Origin of the sequence: Haladaptatus sp. CMAA 1909 (assembly GCF_043952005.1) — an archaeon.
Lineage (GTDB): Archaea > Halobacteriota > Halobacteria > Halobacteriales > Haladaptataceae > Haladaptatus.
Genome location: NZ_JBIOAV010000008.1, coordinates 39,463 through 54,483, shown reverse-complemented (window position 1 = coordinate 54,483; position 15,021 = coordinate 39,463). Strand labels below are relative to the sequence as shown.

18 protein-coding genes are annotated in these 15,021 nt (G+C 50.9%); 7 read left to right on the top strand and 11 right to left on the bottom strand.

What is annotated here, in order from left to right; genetic code table 11:
- Positions 1-54: 54 nt before the first annotated feature.
- The gene (locus ACGYLY_RS28490) at positions 55-399 is read right to left on the bottom strand and encodes a four-helix bundle copper-binding protein (protein WP_231189927.1); all 345 of its coding nucleotides are present in this window, start codon (positions 397-399) and stop codon (positions 55-57) included.
- A 180-nt stretch (positions 400-579) separates the two neighbouring features.
- Here ACGYLY_RS28490 and ACGYLY_RS28485 point away from each other — a divergent pair, with 180 nt between their 5' ends.
- Together ACGYLY_RS28485 and ACGYLY_RS28480 are read left to right on the top strand one after the other, a co-directional pair.
- On the top strand, positions 580-1,170 hold the full coding sequence (locus ACGYLY_RS28485; protein WP_395286093.1) for an AsnC family transcriptional regulator: 591 nt from the start codon (positions 580-582) through the stop codon (positions 1,168-1,170).
- A 245-nt stretch (positions 1,171-1,415) separates the two neighbouring features.
- Positions 1,416-2,120 (top strand): hypothetical protein, encoded by a 705-nt coding sequence (locus ACGYLY_RS28480; protein ID WP_395286092.1) that lies wholly within the window; start codon positions 1,416-1,418, stop codon positions 2,118-2,120.
- A gap of 112 nt (positions 2,121-2,232) precedes the next feature.
- Here the strand turns inward: ACGYLY_RS28480 and ACGYLY_RS28475 are convergent, their stop codons facing one another.
- Entirely contained in the window at positions 2,233-3,030 is a 798-nt protein-coding gene (locus ACGYLY_RS28475) for a hypothetical protein (RefSeq protein WP_395286091.1), read from the bottom strand.
- 425 nt (positions 3,031-3,455) lie between these two features.
- On the opposite strand from ACGYLY_RS28475, the gene ACGYLY_RS28470 reads away from it, so the two are divergent.
- Positions 3,456-3,857, top strand: a complete 402-nt coding sequence (locus ACGYLY_RS28470; RefSeq protein WP_395286090.1) for a hypothetical protein — start codon at positions 3,456-3,458, stop codon at positions 3,855-3,857.
- 754 nt (positions 3,858-4,611) lie between these two features.
- Here ACGYLY_RS28470 and ACGYLY_RS28465 read toward each other — a convergent pair.
- Entirely contained in the window at positions 4,612-4,971 is a 360-nt protein-coding gene (locus ACGYLY_RS28465; RefSeq protein ID WP_395286089.1) for a winged helix-turn-helix domain-containing protein, read from the bottom strand.
- Positions 4,972-5,087: 116 nt separating this feature from the next.
- On the opposite strand from ACGYLY_RS28465, the gene ACGYLY_RS28460 reads away from it, so the two are divergent.
- Complete coding sequence (locus ACGYLY_RS28460) at positions 5,088-5,405, top strand: hypothetical protein (RefSeq protein WP_395286088.1); 318 nt, start codon at positions 5,088-5,090, stop codon at positions 5,403-5,405.
- Positions 5,406-5,536: 131 nt separating this feature from the next.
- On the opposite strand, the gene ACGYLY_RS28455 is transcribed toward ACGYLY_RS28460, so the two are convergent.
- Positions 5,537-6,751: an orc1/cdc6 family replication initiation protein gene (locus tag ACGYLY_RS28455; protein WP_395291326.1), complete on the bottom strand. Its 1,215-nt coding sequence runs from the start codon at positions 6,749-6,751 to the stop codon at positions 5,537-5,539.
- A 431-nt stretch (positions 6,752-7,182) separates the two neighbouring features.
- Here ACGYLY_RS28455 and ACGYLY_RS28450 point away from each other — a divergent pair, with 431 nt between their 5' ends.
- Entirely contained in the window at positions 7,183-7,410 is a 228-nt protein-coding gene (locus tag ACGYLY_RS28450; RefSeq protein ID WP_395286151.1) for a hypothetical protein, read from the top strand.
- Positions 7,411-7,538: 128 nt separating this feature from the next.
- On the opposite strand, the gene ACGYLY_RS28445 is transcribed toward ACGYLY_RS28450, so the two are convergent.
- Both ACGYLY_RS28445 and ACGYLY_RS28440 read right to left on the bottom strand, forming a co-directional pair.
- On the bottom strand, positions 7,539-7,835 hold the full coding sequence (locus ACGYLY_RS28445) for a ribbon-helix-helix protein, CopG family (RefSeq protein WP_395286150.1): 297 nt from the start codon (positions 7,833-7,835) through the stop codon (positions 7,539-7,541).
- An 866-nt stretch (positions 7,836-8,701) separates the two neighbouring features.
- On the bottom strand, positions 8,702-9,742 hold the full coding sequence (locus ACGYLY_RS28440; protein WP_395286149.1) for a hypothetical protein: 1,041 nt from the start codon (positions 9,740-9,742) through the stop codon (positions 8,702-8,704).
- Between the two features lie 1,033 nt (positions 9,743-10,775).
- On the opposite strand from ACGYLY_RS28440, the gene ACGYLY_RS28435 reads away from it, so the two are divergent.
- A complete protein-coding gene (locus ACGYLY_RS28435; RefSeq protein WP_395286148.1) occupies positions 10,776-11,153 on the top strand; it encodes a phage repressor protein in 378 nt (125 codons plus the stop codon).
- A gap of 20 nt (positions 11,154-11,173) precedes the next feature.
- Here ACGYLY_RS28435 and ACGYLY_RS28430 read toward each other — a convergent pair whose 3' ends face one another.
- From ACGYLY_RS28430 to ACGYLY_RS28410, 5 genes are all read right to left on the bottom strand, one after another.
- Positions 11,174-11,578, bottom strand: a complete 405-nt coding sequence (locus ACGYLY_RS28430; protein WP_395286147.1) for a hypothetical protein — start codon at positions 11,576-11,578, stop codon at positions 11,174-11,176.
- A 127-nt stretch (positions 11,579-11,705) separates the two neighbouring features.
- Positions 11,706-12,587, bottom strand: a complete 882-nt coding sequence (locus ACGYLY_RS28425) for a ParA family protein (RefSeq protein ID WP_395286146.1) — start codon at positions 12,585-12,587, stop codon at positions 11,706-11,708.
- A 258-nt stretch (positions 12,588-12,845) separates the two neighbouring features.
- Positions 12,846-13,049 (bottom strand): hypothetical protein, encoded by a 204-nt coding sequence (locus ACGYLY_RS28420; protein WP_395291325.1) that lies wholly within the window; start codon positions 13,047-13,049, stop codon positions 12,846-12,848.
- 283 nt (positions 13,050-13,332) lie between these two features.
- Positions 13,333-13,692 (bottom strand): hypothetical protein, encoded by a 360-nt coding sequence (locus ACGYLY_RS28415; RefSeq protein ID WP_395286144.1) that lies wholly within the window; start codon positions 13,690-13,692, stop codon positions 13,333-13,335.
- Positions 13,693-13,904: 212 nt separating this feature from the next.
- Positions 13,905-14,180 carry a helix-turn-helix transcriptional regulator gene (locus ACGYLY_RS28410; protein ID WP_395286143.1) on the bottom strand — a complete coding sequence of 92 codons (276 nt, stop codon included), beginning with the start codon at positions 14,178-14,180 and terminating at the stop codon, positions 13,905-13,907.
- Positions 14,181-14,608: 428 nt separating this feature from the next.
- Between ACGYLY_RS28410 and ACGYLY_RS28405 the strand changes: the two genes are divergently transcribed.
- Positions 14,609-15,010 carry an SWIM zinc finger family protein gene (locus tag ACGYLY_RS28405; protein ID WP_395286142.1) on the top strand — a complete coding sequence of 134 codons (402 nt, stop codon included), beginning with the start codon at positions 14,609-14,611 and terminating at the stop codon, positions 15,008-15,010.
- Positions 15,011-15,021: the final 11 nt, after the last annotated feature.

The window sequence follows — 15,021 nt, the reverse complement described above, 5'->3', positions numbered from 1 at the left end:
AACGCACGTTCCAAAAAACCGGATTGGGCTTCGGGGAAACGTCCGAATTCCGATTTACGCGGACGCCATGTCACGGCAGCTCTCTGCACACTCTTCGAGAACCTCGGCACAGACCTGACAGTGCTCGTGGTCGTGTCGGGAACACTCTTCGGCACATTCTTCGGCCGCACCAGCAGTGGCCTCGGCAAGTTGCGGGCTATAATTGGAGTTGCGCGCCATGAATCGAGCGTGATCGGCGGCGAGGTCGGCCACATCTCGGCACAGGCGAATACACCGCGACATGTCCATATCTTCGTCCAGACATTCGTCAGCACACCATTCGCACGCCTGAACAGCCTCAAAGCAGTCGTTCATACACTTTTCTCCAGTATCGCTCAGTTCGAGTTCTGATAGTGCCATCGCATTCATTACTTCAACGTCTCTCTTTTCCCCTCTTGTTGCTAGCAGGGTAAAGGTACGATGCGTCGAAAAAGGGAGAGAGAAAGTAGGGGCATAAAAAGGCGCCTAGCGTTTCAGATGTAGATTGCCGACACGCTTTACATGATCGCTGGTAGATGTTCGGGACGAGGGATAGATATCATGGTAGAACTCGATCAAACGGATACTGATATTCTGCAACTGTTAATGGACGATGCACGTCGTTCGTACACCGACATCGGAGAGCAAGTCGGATTGTCGGCCCCGAGCGTTTCGAACCGTATTTCCCAGCTTAAAGACCTCGGGGTCATCAACGGCTTTACGGTGAACATCGACCGCTCAATGCTCGCTACAGGAGATGATATTTTGATCGAAATCGAAGCACAGCCTGGCAGTGAAGAGGCGATCGTCGAGTCGTTATCCAATGTGGATACGGTTGAGTGTATCCTACAAGCAGTTGATTTGCGAATTAGTGCTCACGCGTACATGAACGACCAGGAGATCAAACAACTCTTCGACGAGAGACTGAATGACCAACACATCCAGTCGTACGAAGTTCGAAAGATCGCAAATTCGATCTGGAAGCCCCAAATTCACCGGTCTGACCTCGCAATCGAATGTATTGAATGTGGAAAACCAATTCAAGGAGACGGAATAACGGTGGAAACTGATGAACAACAATACTATCTCTGCTGTACGTCCTGTGAATCACTCTTTCGTGATCGATATGATGAGCTGAAGAGTGGCGTTTAAAAACGATATGGTGACACTCTCTGGGTGGCACTATTGGATTCAGTTAGCAGATGCACAGATACTGATAGGGGTATCAGAACCCATAGTAAATCACCATCTTTGGAGAAAATATCCTGCGTGAACTGAACGAAGCCAAGAGAGTTTGCGTTATAACCACTATGAAATTCATAATAATAGAACCCTTACTCTCTCCAAATAGTTTGTTTTATTATTAGTTCGGTTGTTGCCCCTTTGGGGGAAATTCCATGCCCAACGAACCACGAGTTACGAAACAGACACGCAGACAGTTCCTCGGTGTTGTGGGCGGTACTGCGATTGGATTGACATCCACCGTGGCCGCACAAGAAACGTCATCAGGAGGTAACCATCAAGGCATGTGCTGCTTTGCTCTCGGTGGTCGAGTCTCAGGTTGGCAAGGACGAGGGCCACAATCCATCGCAGGACAAAAGAATCCAACACTCCAACTCGAACCCGGCCGGACATACGGAGTAATGTGGCAAAACCTGGATGGACAACCGCATACATTCGCGTTGCGGGATTCGAACGGGAAGAATCTCTCCGTGATATTTCCGAATGTAAGAACGATGCAGAATGGTGGGTCGATGATGGGTGGTCAAAATGGAACATCAATGGGGGGACAGGATGGTCACATGATGGGTGGAGAAAACGGTCCAATGATGGGTGAGCACCAAAACGGTGGAACACCTCCGAAAGATGCCATCAAAGTCACACCGCAACTTGCGAAGAAAGGAGCGGTTCAGATGCTGGCATTTGTCGCCACTCGTGATATCAGTCAGTATCTCTGTACCGTTCACCCAACAACAATGGTCGGGAAGATAAGAATGACACAACAAAGCGGTGATAGCGGGAATCATGGTGGAGAAGGCAATCAAGGTAACACCGAAAATCACGGCCACAGAGAGAAAAGTGGCAACAACGGAGGCTCATAATTGCTGATTTGGAGCCCGTAGTCGACATCTCCAATGATATCGGTTGCTCACAGCGGTCGTAGTCTCTGCTGAGGAGGTGAACAGTCGCAAAAAAACTCACCTATTACTTTGTTCAGTGCCGAGCGCGTTGTCGGTGACGCAGAATTAGGAATCCAAGAGTAATGATAAGAAGTACTTGCACCACTTTATCAATCAGACCGAAACTTCCGACGTGGGGCATTCCATCATTGGTCCACAGGAGGATTTGAACAGCTGTATAGAGAATTCCCACACCATAGAGATACAATCGATTGACACCGATGAAGAACAGACCAATGCCACCGAGGAATCCGAGTCCGGCAAGGGCCATGATCTGTTCGCCGTGTTCGAAATAGAGATAGAAGTGCACAGCAGCAGTAAAGAGCGCAAGTAACGCGACGCCAAAGTGAATCGGAGAGACGGTGAAATCCTGCCGACGTGTACTGGTGTACCGATACGCTGGTGCCGTTGCAACTGTCCCTAACAGGAATAGTCCCCCGACCATCATCAACCAACCATTCAGGAATCCTTCTTCATCACCACTGTGTCCCTCTCCTTCGTGGCTGTGGCCTGATTCGGTCTGACCTTCCTCTGCGTGATCGTTCCCTGCGTCAGTTTCTCCACCATGACCATGTCCTGATGCAGTGGTTGTTTCGGTTCCATGACCGCCTCCCGATTCAACTGTTGTCTCTGTCCCATGGCTTTCCCCTGATTCAGTTGTCGTCTCTGTTCCATGTTGTCCTCCATCATGGTGGCCATCGTCTTGGCTCGATGTTGTCGACGTTGTTGTATGATCTTCACTACTTGCCATTGCAAACCCTGGTGAAGCAACCAGAAAGACAATGCTCAGTATCAAGAGTACGCGTCCGATTCGTTGCCAGTTGGGTTTCATGAGTGGCGGTTGACCGCGATGGGGTATAGTTCACCACGAGCGTTTTCATCCAGTGAAAATACCCTCGGAGGTAATCTTAGCAACTTTATGAAATATCTATTGAGAGAAAGAACAGATATGTACCATTCTATGATCAATTGATTCGGAATTCTATACCGTTCGCTCTATTATGATTTTAACCAGAAGTAGAATACACACCACCACTTCCAGTGTAAAACGCCGGTTCAAAGCCCATATCGTCCAATAACAGGCACCCAGATATCCATAAATTGCATATCGCTACATCAAACATTCAAGGCTCGATGAAGAGTATCTGGTAGAAAATTGATCATAAAATGAGGAATTGTCTCTAAATGTCGATTTTACTTAGAAAATACGAAGCGTAATGGTTTGTATACGATTGTATGGAACCACTCTCGGTACGTGTGGCTGACGATACGGCGGATCAGTACCGCCAAGAAGCCGAAAATCGGGATATGTCGGTTAGTAGCCTTCTGCGAGAAAAGCTAAACCATTACGAAACGATACGCAGTGAAAATGAGGGTAATCCGAATGGAGATGAGAAATTGCGAGAAGAACGGGAAGAATTTCTCAAGAAGTCAGAACGTTTGAAAGGCGAGTTGAATCGAACGAAAGACCTCCTCGATGAGAAAGACGAACGAATCGAAGAACTGCAAGCCGACAAACAAACCCTGAACGCCCGTCTCTCCGAAGCCCAGAAGGCACAGACCTACGCGAACAAGGCGCGAGAGGAAACCGCAGTGCGACCGGCAGAGTCCGCTGAGAACGACTCTCGCGGCCTACTCGCACGGCTCTTTGGCCGATGATCTACTACGGTTCCACTCAATCTTACTCTCCCGCGACTCCCGACAGGTACCACCGGTGCTACCCACTGTGATCGCAGTTCCGAATATGGATCGGCCACTGATTCGCCGCAATTGACTCCTCACAGAGCGGACACGGCCGCCTCCGTTGTCCCCCCTTGTACTGTGTCCGGCAGTTCTCACATACCCGATCAACGTGTGACCGTGCCTCAGATGAGGATATTGGTCGAAATGTGCCAGTGCTGAGACAGAGAGTCGAGCGCGCATCCTCACCGACCAGGTGACAGACACGGTCCGTTGGGGGAGGATCAACCGATACAAGGACGGTCTGCGTCCCCTCGGGTAACTCAAGATCGTCCGTCCGGTCAACGACGACCTCGTTCCCATGCTCGCCACTCATCATTCACTCGTTCCCACCCCTGTCCTGAAATATCTTTCACACCCGACTGCAATGGAACGCAAGTGACGATCTCCCACCCGACAATGAGTAGTACTAGAATCGCGGGAAATCTTTTCGGTGAGAGTTGCGGCTGAAACGTGTGGGCAGTCCCCCGGAAAACCCGCCGTTCTGGCGAGTTTTCATAACTCTTCCATAGAGAGTTATTAGGTTGTTCGACTGTCACCCCAATTCCGCTGACTGAGGGCGGTTGAACCTACTTTTGCGAGTGGTTCCCCCGATTCAAGACTGAAAGTAAGATCCCCCTAGTATGAAGAGTGTTCGAGAAGGGTGATTGCGTGAGAGAAATATAGTAGTGCGTTAGACGTCCGTCTGCTCCACACCGCTCGCGGCGAGTTCAGCGTTCAATTCGGCGACGAGCTGACCGGCTTCACTCTCTAAGTTATAGTGATAGCGGCGACCTCCCGCGGTCTCGGCGACGATACCCAGTTCGACAAGCCGATCAATGTGACGACGGACGCTTTGGGTGCTGATACCCGCGAATTCAGCAAGCTCCGTCTTGTTGAATTCTTTCTTTGGGTCGACCTGTAAGAGTGCGTCGAGTATCAGGTGAATGCTCTCATGCTGGCATAGGTACAACCAGCCGGACGGATATTCGAGCCGTTGCTCTTTCATCGTCATATCGTTGGGTGCGTCGGCGTTAACCGCTGGCTTGCTCATGCCACATCAGAGTATGTCTGGCTACTAAAGAGTTATGCATTTGACGACCAATAGAGTCTGATAAATGCTACATCAAAGTATGTATCTTTATGGTCTCTTACTCTTGAGTAGGGTGTATGAACGAAACAGAACTGATCTGCTCGATAATTCGAGTGCTCGTCACGAACCACAGCTATGGGAAACCTCTTCCTCGTGACGTGATCCTGAACAAAGCGTCATACCCGCCACACAAGGGTGGTGCCGCAAAAGACGCGTTCGAACACTTGTGTGAGCAACCGTTTATCATTGACCACGGTACGCGCGGAGTCAAACTTGATAACGGCGAATTCAGGTCACTCGTTCAGTTCCTGTATGACAAATGTGGATGGGAACGTTTTGAATTAGAATTGCGAATTAAGCATTTCGAAGGATGGGACGACATAAACTGGGAGTGAACTAAAACAGAAATTAGATGATTTACGTTAGTATAAGCTTCTAATCTACGAGTGATTGGTGGCCTGCAATATCGATATCGTCTCAACGAAGGTTCCATTCGGCGCGCGAACTATTAACGCACGTTTGGGACTCAGGAATCATCAACGTACTCTCGAATTGATTCGTGAGTACCTGTGAATTCGATCACATCTTCAATTGCATCGACTGTGAGCTGTAGATCAGCTGCAAGAGAGATTTGCCAATACTGACCACCACTCATACCTAAATTCTGTTTTGACGTATTGACGATCCCGAGCATGTCCATTTCATCGAGATGGTCGCGCATCCACCGACTCGTAAGTGCGTCTGTCGTCCGTTCAGCAAGCACCTGGTACCGCTCATAGAGTTTTTTCGAGCGGATCGGGGTATTTCCTTCAGCCTCAAACGTCGCAAGTGCATAGATAACAAGCCGTTCGTGTTCGTTGAGATTCGCAATTCCATTTGCTAGTTCCTCGCGCTGTAGTTCCTCACGACCGCGCCGAACATGCAATTCCGTAACTCGACCGTCGTTCTCACGGCGTTCGATATCTCCAGCTTTCATGAGCAAATCGAGTGCTTTTCGAGCGTCCCCGGATTCCTGTGCTCCATACGCAGCACAGAGCGGGATCACATCGTCAGAAAGTATGTCATCAAGAAAGGCAACATCTGCTCGTTGCTGAAGCACGGCTCGAAGTTCCTCAGCGTCATAAGGTGGAAATTGAATCGAGCGTTCACAAAGCGAAGAGCGAACTTTTGGCGAGAGTGAATCACGATACGTCATATCGTTAGAAATGCCAATGACAGCAATATTCGTGCTTTGGAGAGTCTCTTTCTCACCGGTACGTGAAAGTTGATAAAGAATACTATCATCTTTCAAATGGTCAACTTCGTCGAGGATAACGAGAAAGGTACCTTCGAGATCATCAATTTCGGCCCAAAGTTGGTCATACACATAGGATTTTGAATGGCCTGTTTCACTAATTTCTTCACCGGAAGCACGGAGTCGATTGAGAAGTTTAACTGCGGTTCGATAACTTGTGTCGGCGTTATCGCAATCAATATATTCAGAGCGAACAGGAATATCGTACTTGCTGGCGTCACTCTCCAGAATTTCAAGAATATATTTTGTTGCGGCAGTTTTACCGACGCCAGTTTTCCCGTATAAAAAGATATTATCGGGATCCTCGCGATTGATCACGGGTTGGAGGGCAGCATGGTAGTTCTCCATCTCGTCATCACGCCCTACAAGTTCATTTGGTGTGTAGTCGTTTTTCAACGCATCACGATTGTTAAAGGGATGATCTTCAGGAGCGAACCGGAGCGTCATACGTTAGTCAACTCCAATCACGAAGGTGTAATAAAACCACCGACCAGCCGTTCCAGTGTTTCCAATGTCCTCTGTTTAGCTGTCGGTGTTTAAATACACAGGTACCCCTCAGTTCCAGTGTCTTTGGTCTCTTGAACAGCCTAAATTTGTATGAGCACTTGAGAGGCGATAGTTTTATTTAGTAATAGATAAAACCATATCCGTAGTAAGTTGGCGAAAAATAGAGTAATAAGATATCTCTGCTTTCTTGGAGATTGTTATCGAAGTCGTAGAACACTGGAACCGAGGGGTGCGGGTATTTATAAGTGAAGTAGTCTATATCAGGACACTGGAACGGGTGGTGGGTTCCATAATTGAATGAGGTAAACAGTGGGACGAGTGTGCTGTATCCCGAGGATTTACGTCGGTAGTACGTGTCTTTGAGTATATCGATGATTTCAAATCGGCGAGCGCCACTCACACCACTTGCGCAAGACGCACTTGATGCACTCGCGAGCGCTGTTTCCAACGACAGTGAACTCACTTACCAGTACGCCTACGAAGTCCTGACCCAGGAAGAAGATCTGAATCGGGCTGCTGCCGAGGATATCATCGAGCAACTCTATCTGCGCGGACATCTCTACGAAGTTGAGGGGACACTCCGACTCACCGACTATTGAATACTTTTGAAGACGATATCGCGATTGGGTATCAAAGAATGGATACAAGCGCTTATGTTGAGGAAGAGTGGCTCGCGCTCTGACGTGGCGGTCTGAATTCTGGTGAAATGGTTGTTGAGCCGTTCCTATCACTCATTCTCATTCCCATACGGGCGCTCATAGAGTGCGTCGTCAAGCTCATCCGGAGCGAGCGATTCACCACATCGCCCTTCATTGAGTACGGCCATCTCATCCGCGACCGCAAAGAGCGGATCACTCGGATCTAGCTCTGCATGCGCATCAATGTATTCAGCAGCGGCTTCGCGCAGCATTTCTTTCAGCGATTTCCCTTCGTCCTGCGCGAGACGACGAAAGCGGGCGTATTCAGTGGTGTTGAGTTCGGTTTGGACGACTTTTGTATCGTCATTCGTGCTCGACCGATTCATAATTGCTTTTCTTTCTCTGTACCACTATATTGTTAGGATACCAAAACGTCCCTTCTCTCGTTCTCCTAGTCTTCGGGGAAGAGCGGTTCGGTGAGATCGGTTCGACGGGCTCCACTTTGACTGTTGATTTCTGCCACGAGGAGATCCCTTCTGGCACGTTCTTTTCACGTATCTCTTATCACGAGAGTAGTGTTCTGAGGTGGTACTAGAATCACGGGAGGTCTTCTCGGTGGAAAATTGCTTCGGAAGTATAGGCGGACCCCCCTGAAACCCCGACAGAATAACGGGTGTAACGACTTTCCGCCCAATACTTGTCATAGAATTTATAAGTTAACATTTTTAATTTGAGAACTAAAACAAAACACTTTTACCCTTACTTCACTAATGATACCCGTAGCAGCGAATGCGAAGCAACGGACGGACTGTGTTCGTCCGTAGCAGCGACCTTGGTCGCTGCTCTTTCCGTTTTCCCGATCTGCGTCCCACAGCACCGCTACCGCAGACAATCGACCGCCTTCGTACTGTTCTTTCCATCTCTCCGACGAGAAGATTTCCCGTGATTGTGGTACCACTTCCGTCCGAATCACATGACGTGACCGGGGTATTCTCGTCAAATCACCCCCTCCTCCAACGAAAGTAGTACTACTCTTCGACCAAGACCGAGCAATATCTCCCGGCCACACTCGTCACTGTGCTTCGACTGCTGCGCTCACGACAGTTTGGACCGATTTTCACTACCACCCGATTGGTTCGACGGACTCAGTACCGATCGCTGGGACTGTCTCGGCGTGTGACCCTGTGTGATCGAAGTGAAAAGTGAGAGCTGTCGCTACGGACTGAACGGGCGTTTGTGGGCGCTGAGCGGCCTATCGTAGCTCGTCTATGCTAGGCGGGGCGTGATGCTCTTCAACGCGGGTTCGATGGTAGGCTCTGACGTTGCTCTCGTACTGTTCGAACACGTGCTTGGCAAACCGTATCAGTTGATGGCATTCATCTTTGGAGTCGTCCTCAACCTCTATCCCGAGCGGTTCCAACTCGGTGGCGTGGAGGTCAAGCGCGACCCGCTGAACGATCACAACCTGTTTCAAGAATTCGCCAAGGTCCCGATGCCACTCCTGTTCAGACTTTTGCACGCCAGTTGCTGCTTGCCACTTCGCGTGCGAGAAGATCGTGGGAACGTTTTTCGCCAGCGATGTGAGCGGCGCGCCTAAGGTCTCTTCGACGGGATCTGCGTCTGCAACCACTTCGTCCATGATTCCCGTGACTGAACTCACGTAGTGGGCTTTCGAGACAAAGAAGACATCTTTGTCTGGGTCGGGGTGTCCCCAGAAGTGGGAACGCACAATCTCGCCGTATTTGTCTCGAATGTACTGTTCTCCACGCTTGTCATCCATCCGTGTCGTCAAATGCGGACAGTACGTCTTGACAAGCTCATCGAGGACGGCTCCCGGTATCATCCCACTCTTGGTTTTTGCTCGTGCCATCCCGGCGAGGATGCGAGAGGCGATTTTGTGATTCTGCCGGAGGGTCGTTTCACCCACGCGACTCGGATGCACTTCGAACGTTTCGTCCCAATAACCACCGTCAACAAGATCGCCAGCAACCTCTCGAAGAGTATCATAGCTACACTCCGCACCTTCACTTGCGAGTTGGTCCGGTGTGATCGGAGCCGAATAGTGGGCGGGATCGCGGTCGGTTGGGTCGTGAGTGTCCTCCTCGTCAAGTTCGAGGTCATCCACTGACAGGTTACCCTGTATGAGCGCGTGTATATCGTCCTCCGACACACGTCCCTCGATGAAGTGAGTGATGTCGAACTCGGGCAAGAGGTCGGCGAACCGGTGTTCAATTGCGTCGCGACCAGCGGCGGACTGCGAACAGTCTAAACCGACACTGATCGCTTCGAGCATTGCTTTCTGGCGTCTGTCGCTGTAGATTTTGACCTGCTCTGTTTTCGCGTCGGTGCTCGTGCTTGCCGCTGCCTCACTCATAGAAAATCACCTCTGTGTTCGACTGCGAACGTGCGTGGAGCGCTCGCGTACTGCACTGCTGACTGCTCTTATCTCGATGCTGCTGGGTCGTACCGCGTGATAGTGAGTCAATCATTGGACGTGTCGTGGGACACGCTGACTCGTCGCAGAGTCACTCTGTCGGACACAAACGGGATTGCTGTCGCTAGCGCAATCCGAACAATTATGCCGACTGAGCAAGAAACAACAGTTGTGTGTTCGTCGGTGGGAGCGGGTGTTGGGCCACCCATTGACCGCCGACGGGGCTGTTATTTCTTGGCGCTGTGATGTGGTTTGCGCAGTCGTACGTTTCTCGATATACGTTATAAATGCTACGGACACACCCCCTGACAAAAAGCTATCGGTCACAGTGGCATCCGTGCATGGACTGCAAGGGACACCGGTCTGACGCACCCTCATGACTGATCACACCTCCGAACGTGCTGCGGCCAGCGGTTCACTGGAATTCGCTGCCGACACATCGGACAGGGACGTGTTCGCGGTTTGCCTGTCTGTTGGGTTTGACAGTTGTCGCAAACACGATCAACTTCCGAGTCCGCTTCGAGGGAGGTAATCCGCTGAAAGGTCCCCTCACTGCCACAGAGAGGGGAGTGACCCCTATCGATTAGATGGCAGACGCGATCATTCGATGGGCCTTTTGTTGGCACGAGGACGGTTCGTGTCCCGTCCGGCAAATTCAGGTCGACCACTGCCGTGGACGAAGCTGTCCACTGTCGGAGATTGGATTGCGTTGTTTCCTGTTGGCTCTGGGGAAAACTCCTTGGGGGTGGCGTGGTTTGTGTCATATGCGGTTTGGAAGGCTTAACGCGGGCGTGTGTTGCAAGCACACGTCCGTTTGGCTTTTGAACGCTGAGCGCCCGCGCTGAGCCGTTGGTATACATTTTTAATCGAGGAACTTAATTCTATTCCTCGTATGGAGTTCCATGTTTCCTCAGAAGCAGTCATAGCTAGTTGGAATGTCGCTGACTTTAGTGTCAGAAGCAACTGTCTCAAACGAATGGTGACACACGTTTCGTGGTTTGCGAAAATCGACTATCCCATCTTTGTGTTCTTCGATAACTATGATATTCGCGCCACTCCGAAAGTCGTCGCCGGCAACATCCAGTACGATAGATCCTATACTGGCAAACGGTTGCGTGCGCTCCGCGATGCTGGTCTACTCATACAAGACGATGAAGGATTCTACACGATTTCTGACCTTGGTCGTGACTTTCTTGCTGGCGATCTTGCGAAAGAAGAGCTCGAAGCGCTCGACCCGAAGAAAACCGAAGACGACGTTGACGAATCCTAGTCCCTGAACGCTTTTCCTCTCTAAGGTGCTCGAACCCAGTCAGCAACAGCGTCTCGCCACATCTCAAATAGCTCTGGGTCAGCTTCTTGCATCCCAACTCGAACAAACATTCCTAACAACTCCCCCCGTGTCATCTGTTCATCTTCGGATGTGGGTCGTCCAAGCTCATTTTCGAGCTCTGTTCCAACTCGATCCAACAACTCAGGATTCGCTTTCAGTACGTCAGTGAGAGCGGCAAGTTCCTTATCCCATATTGAGACGGTTTGATTCGTTCCGCTCGTCGATCGGTTGTGCAAGCTCTCCACGACCGCTTCCTGAAACTCCCGATACGCGTCTTCTTTCGCTACGTCTTGGATTCGATTCCCGCCCTGTGTTTCTTCCTTTAGAGCCTTGAGATCGCTATCAAGATCGCTTTCGTCTACCATTTATGATCTCCTATGTGTATTCCCATGTGGTTTCTCATGTGTATCTCTAAGTGCCTTCCTATGTGCATCCATATGTGGATTCAACTGTGAATTTCTATGTGGTGCTGATGATTATGGTGCGTCATTGTTACTGCACTGATAGAGTGTTGGCAGTGGACTTGCCGACACGTGTCTCAAGGAGTTCTGCATTCGCTTCATACGCCTCTAACGCACGGTGGGCTGTCTTGGATGGTTCTTCGAGCGCAAAGACTGTCTCACCGCGTTTTTGCTGATTCTGAATGTCCTGACTTGACGGAATCTGCTCGCCGATTGCATTTGGGTACTCGTCGGCAAATGCCTCGACATAGTGCCTGCCGAGCTTTGTTCGGAGATCAACCTCGTTTGGAATGACGAGCGTGAGTTCAATAGCGAGGTCGAATTGGTCGTTGATCTCCGCAACATCATCTTGGAGTGCAGCGGCTTGTTCAGCTTCGAAGGGACCTGGACGGACAGGAACCATCACATTCTCGGCGGCCCACAACCCATTGAGCGTGACATTGTTCGTCACTCCCGGTAGGTCAATCAGTACGAAATCATAGCGGCCGTCGATCGAGTTGGTGAGAAACTGGTCGAATCGAGAATACCGCTCGCGAGCGTTGTCTACTGAGTTGAGTTCGGCATCAAGACCATCGAGTGCTTCTGTTGCAGGGATGAGGTCGGGGCCTTCGCCGGTCGGGGTGACAAGCTCGTCAACTGCATCGGGAAGTTTTTCGGTGATTTCCTTCCACTTGTCGCGGAACACGGTGGAGATATCGGGCCACGCATCGGGATCTGGCGTGATCCCAAACTGCTTGCTCAAATCGCCTTGTTTTCCAGCAAAATCGATGAGTAGTACATTGTATCCTCGCTGTGCGAGTGCGACGCCGAGATGGGCGGTAGTTGTGGTTTTTCCCACGCCGCCTTTGTCAACGAACGTTGCAACGGTGTGTGTCGGTTGAGAGTCTGTTTCTTCCGTCATTGGGATCGCCATCTAAACATAGCTAACGCTTTGTGTATAAATTTATCTTAAGCATTGTGTATCGATATGTGGATACACATAGGCGTGGTATGTAGCGATAGGATGCCTAAAAACACGAAATACGATTCTGGGAGAGTGATGACTTTCGCACTATTCAGCGTCGATATGGGCGACACTGACGACTGACTTTCTGGCGATAATTGAACGGAAGGCGGGATAATGTGCCTCTGACTTGGCAGTGGGCCCCACAGAAGTGAGAGACTTGTTGTCCTACGCTCGTGACGAACGCACGAGTAGGTCTCGCACATCGTCGCGGATCCCGATCCCCGCGAGGACAATGAGCGCGATCCCAACCACGGCAGTAACCGTCTTGCCAACGGTCGCGGCAAGCCAGCCGTGGCCGAACAGGGCGAACGCGCCAAGCAAGATCAGCAACAGTTCGTTGCTGTCTCGAATGTGAGTGATGACGTTCATGGCATGATCGGCGGATGTTATCTGTCCCGCCCCGCCGGGAGCGGACTGACCGACACAGCACCCCAAAAAATGGGGGGCTATGGCCTTAAATTAGGCCGAGGATTTTTTATCGCCGTTGCGACCGAATCGAGCGTGTAGAAGACGATTTTAACTTTTTGTTTGGTTTGGCGTGGGGTCGGGACCATCCCTGTTTCCTCTGCTATCAACTGCTCTGAGCAACCGCTACACCAGTCTACTCCACTTTATACGGCGAGCTGCGGGATTTTTATTCGAATTCTGCTTGTCACGACCCAGCAGCCACTCGCTGGAGAATCTGACTGAGAATGTGCATTCGCTTGCGATCGTAGTGGGTGAGGTCATAGCGATTGCTATTGTTGCGCTCACTGAATACCTCGATGATCTCAAACTGCACGAGTAACGCCAGCAAATTTCCCACCATTTGGGGTGTCAGACTAGAGTCGGGAAGATTTTCACTGAGTTGCTTGGTGGAGGGATAGTTCCGTGAGCAGACGTCGAGCGCTTCACGAACACTCTCGTGGTAAGCTTTCAAGAGTCCATACTTCTCAGGTGATGTTTCCTGCAGGCTCTGTGCTTGCTGTTGAAGCGAGTTAGTTATACTCTGTGCGTCACTATCTTCGACCATACTATACTATAAATTCCAGAACTACTTAATCAGAGAGAAATGGGGAGAAACCGACAAGTGGTTCATCCCGATTGAGACAAACCTTCAGAACACACTGATGACTGATTTCTCGACTCGACAAAAGATAGGTGAGTAGCGTTATGGCGCGTCAGACGCCCGGAACGCAGCGAGTGAGTCGCGGAAGTCGCGAACAGCTCCAATCCCGCTGACGATCACGAGGCCGAACGCGACGAGATTGACGGGGTACTGGGGCTTCTTGTGCTTCTTGTGGACTCCATCGCTTCTTGTGTATCTCGTGACCACACCTGTTCAACGAGCGTATCGAGATTCGGATACAGTTGGCCGTGATTGACATCCTTCTCGTACAGATCTTCCATTGCCCGTTTGATCGCAAGTCCGTATAATGGCCCATCTCGGACAATCACAGCGAGTGTACCTCGCTGGAATCCCGAGGGAGTCTTGATCGACGGAACTGCTTCAGTGCTCATCGCGACCCTCCTCTGGAAGCCACCAGATGACGACACGGGGACTGAGCTTCCCACGTTCGAGATCTCCCTGTTCGTGGAGTTGTGTGAGACGTTGGTGGGTTGGAGAGCGAGAGATATCAAATGTGTCTGCGACCCAGCGAGCGGTCACTGCGGGGAATTCTGCGTCGCGTATTGCTCGGAGTATTTCGTCGTCACTTGCATTTTCTGTGAATTGTCCTTGATCGTCCCGCTGTCTCTCTTTTTTATCATTTGGCATGGGTGATAGTATGACTGCCGTCCACTTAATACCACATCATACGAAGGATGCCGCAACCTTTATTACCATAGAACACATAGGATGTGGTAAGGAAGAACGGTGCCCTTGGGCGTGTGTAGAAACGCGCCGGGTGCTGACACACCCGGCACCGGTCTTCCTATGGAGCAAGACCATGAGTACGAAACCGCCTACGGAACTTGAATCTGACGAGAAGGCACAGAAACGCGCACAGTGGGAACAGTTCGGCTTCCACCTCGACGTCCCCGGACAGGTCGAAGTGACCAACGAGAGCCACGACAAGCCCGCTGACCACCAATACGTCGTCACGGTGGACGACGTGACCGAGGACGTGACGGCATGCACCTGCCCGCACCACGTCCACCGCGATGCGTTCTGCAAGCACATGGCCGCTGTCGAGAACGCGACGGACAACGGAACGCTCACGGCGTTCCCGTCGGATGACGACGAGACGGACGAAGACGACGCTGAACCGGACGAGTGCGACTGTGACGGCCTTGGTGACTTCCCGTGCTGGCCGTGCGTTCGTACGGGTCGCAAGGAACTGCCAGCCTAATCCTGTCTCAC

What these genes read in the sequence shown, in the direction of transcription:
- ACGYLY_RS28435 (WP_395286148.1), top strand. Translation starts at nt 10,776, where the DNA reads ATGGAGTTCCATGTTTCCTCAGAAGCAGTCATAGCTAGTTGGAATGTC.
- ACGYLY_RS28460 (WP_395286088.1), top strand. Translation starts at nt 5,088, where the DNA reads ATGAACGAAACAGAACTGATCTGCTCGATAATTCGAGTGCTCGTCACG.
- ACGYLY_RS28440 (WP_395286149.1), bottom strand. Translation starts at nt 9,742, where the DNA reads ATGCTCGAAGCGATCAGTGTCGGTTTAGACTGTTCGCAGTCCGCCGCT.
- ACGYLY_RS28405 (WP_395286142.1), top strand. Translation starts at nt 14,609, where the DNA reads ATGAGTACGAAACCGCCTACGGAACTTGAATCTGACGAGAAGGCACAG.
- ACGYLY_RS28485 (WP_395286093.1), top strand. Translation starts at nt 580, where the DNA reads ATGGTAGAACTCGATCAAACGGATACTGATATTCTGCAACTGTTAATG.
- ACGYLY_RS28445 (WP_395286150.1), bottom strand. Translation starts at nt 7,835, where the DNA reads ATGAATCGGTCGAGCACGAATGACGATACAAAAGTCGTCCAAACCGAA.
- ACGYLY_RS28455 (WP_395291326.1), bottom strand. Translation starts at nt 6,751, where the DNA reads ATGACGCTCCGGTTCGCTCCTGAAGATCATCCCTTTAACAATCGTGAT.
- ACGYLY_RS28475 (WP_395286091.1), bottom strand. Translation starts at nt 3,030, where the DNA reads ATGAAACCCAACTGGCAACGAATCGGACGCGTACTCTTGATACTGAGC.
- ACGYLY_RS28430 (WP_395286147.1), bottom strand. Translation starts at nt 11,578, where the DNA reads ATGGTAGACGAAAGCGATCTTGATAGCGATCTCAAGGCTCTAAAGGAA.
- ACGYLY_RS28425 (WP_395286146.1), bottom strand. Translation starts at nt 12,587, where the DNA reads ATGGCGATCCCAATGACGGAAGAAACAGACTCTCAACCGACACACACC.
- ACGYLY_RS28420 (WP_395291325.1), bottom strand. Translation starts at nt 13,049, where the DNA reads ATGAACGTCATCACTCACATTCGAGACAGCAACGAACTGTTGCTGATC.
- ACGYLY_RS28410 (WP_395286143.1), bottom strand. Translation starts at nt 14,180, where the DNA reads ATGAGCACTGAAGCAGTTCCGTCGATCAAGACTCCCTCGGGATTCCAG.
- ACGYLY_RS28450 (WP_395286151.1), top strand. Translation starts at nt 7,183, where the DNA reads ATGATTTCAAATCGGCGAGCGCCACTCACACCACTTGCGCAAGACGCA.
- ACGYLY_RS28415 (WP_395286144.1), bottom strand. Translation starts at nt 13,692, where the DNA reads ATGGTCGAAGATAGTGACGCACAGAGTATAACTAACTCGCTTCAACAG.
- ACGYLY_RS28465 (WP_395286089.1), bottom strand. Translation starts at nt 4,971, where the DNA reads ATGAGCAAGCCAGCGGTTAACGCCGACGCACCCAACGATATGACGATG.
- ACGYLY_RS28490 (WP_231189927.1), bottom strand. Translation starts at nt 399, where the DNA reads ATGGCACTATCAGAACTCGAACTGAGCGATACTGGAGAAAAGTGTATG.
- ACGYLY_RS28480 (WP_395286092.1), top strand. Translation starts at nt 1,416, where the DNA reads ATGCCCAACGAACCACGAGTTACGAAACAGACACGCAGACAGTTCCTC.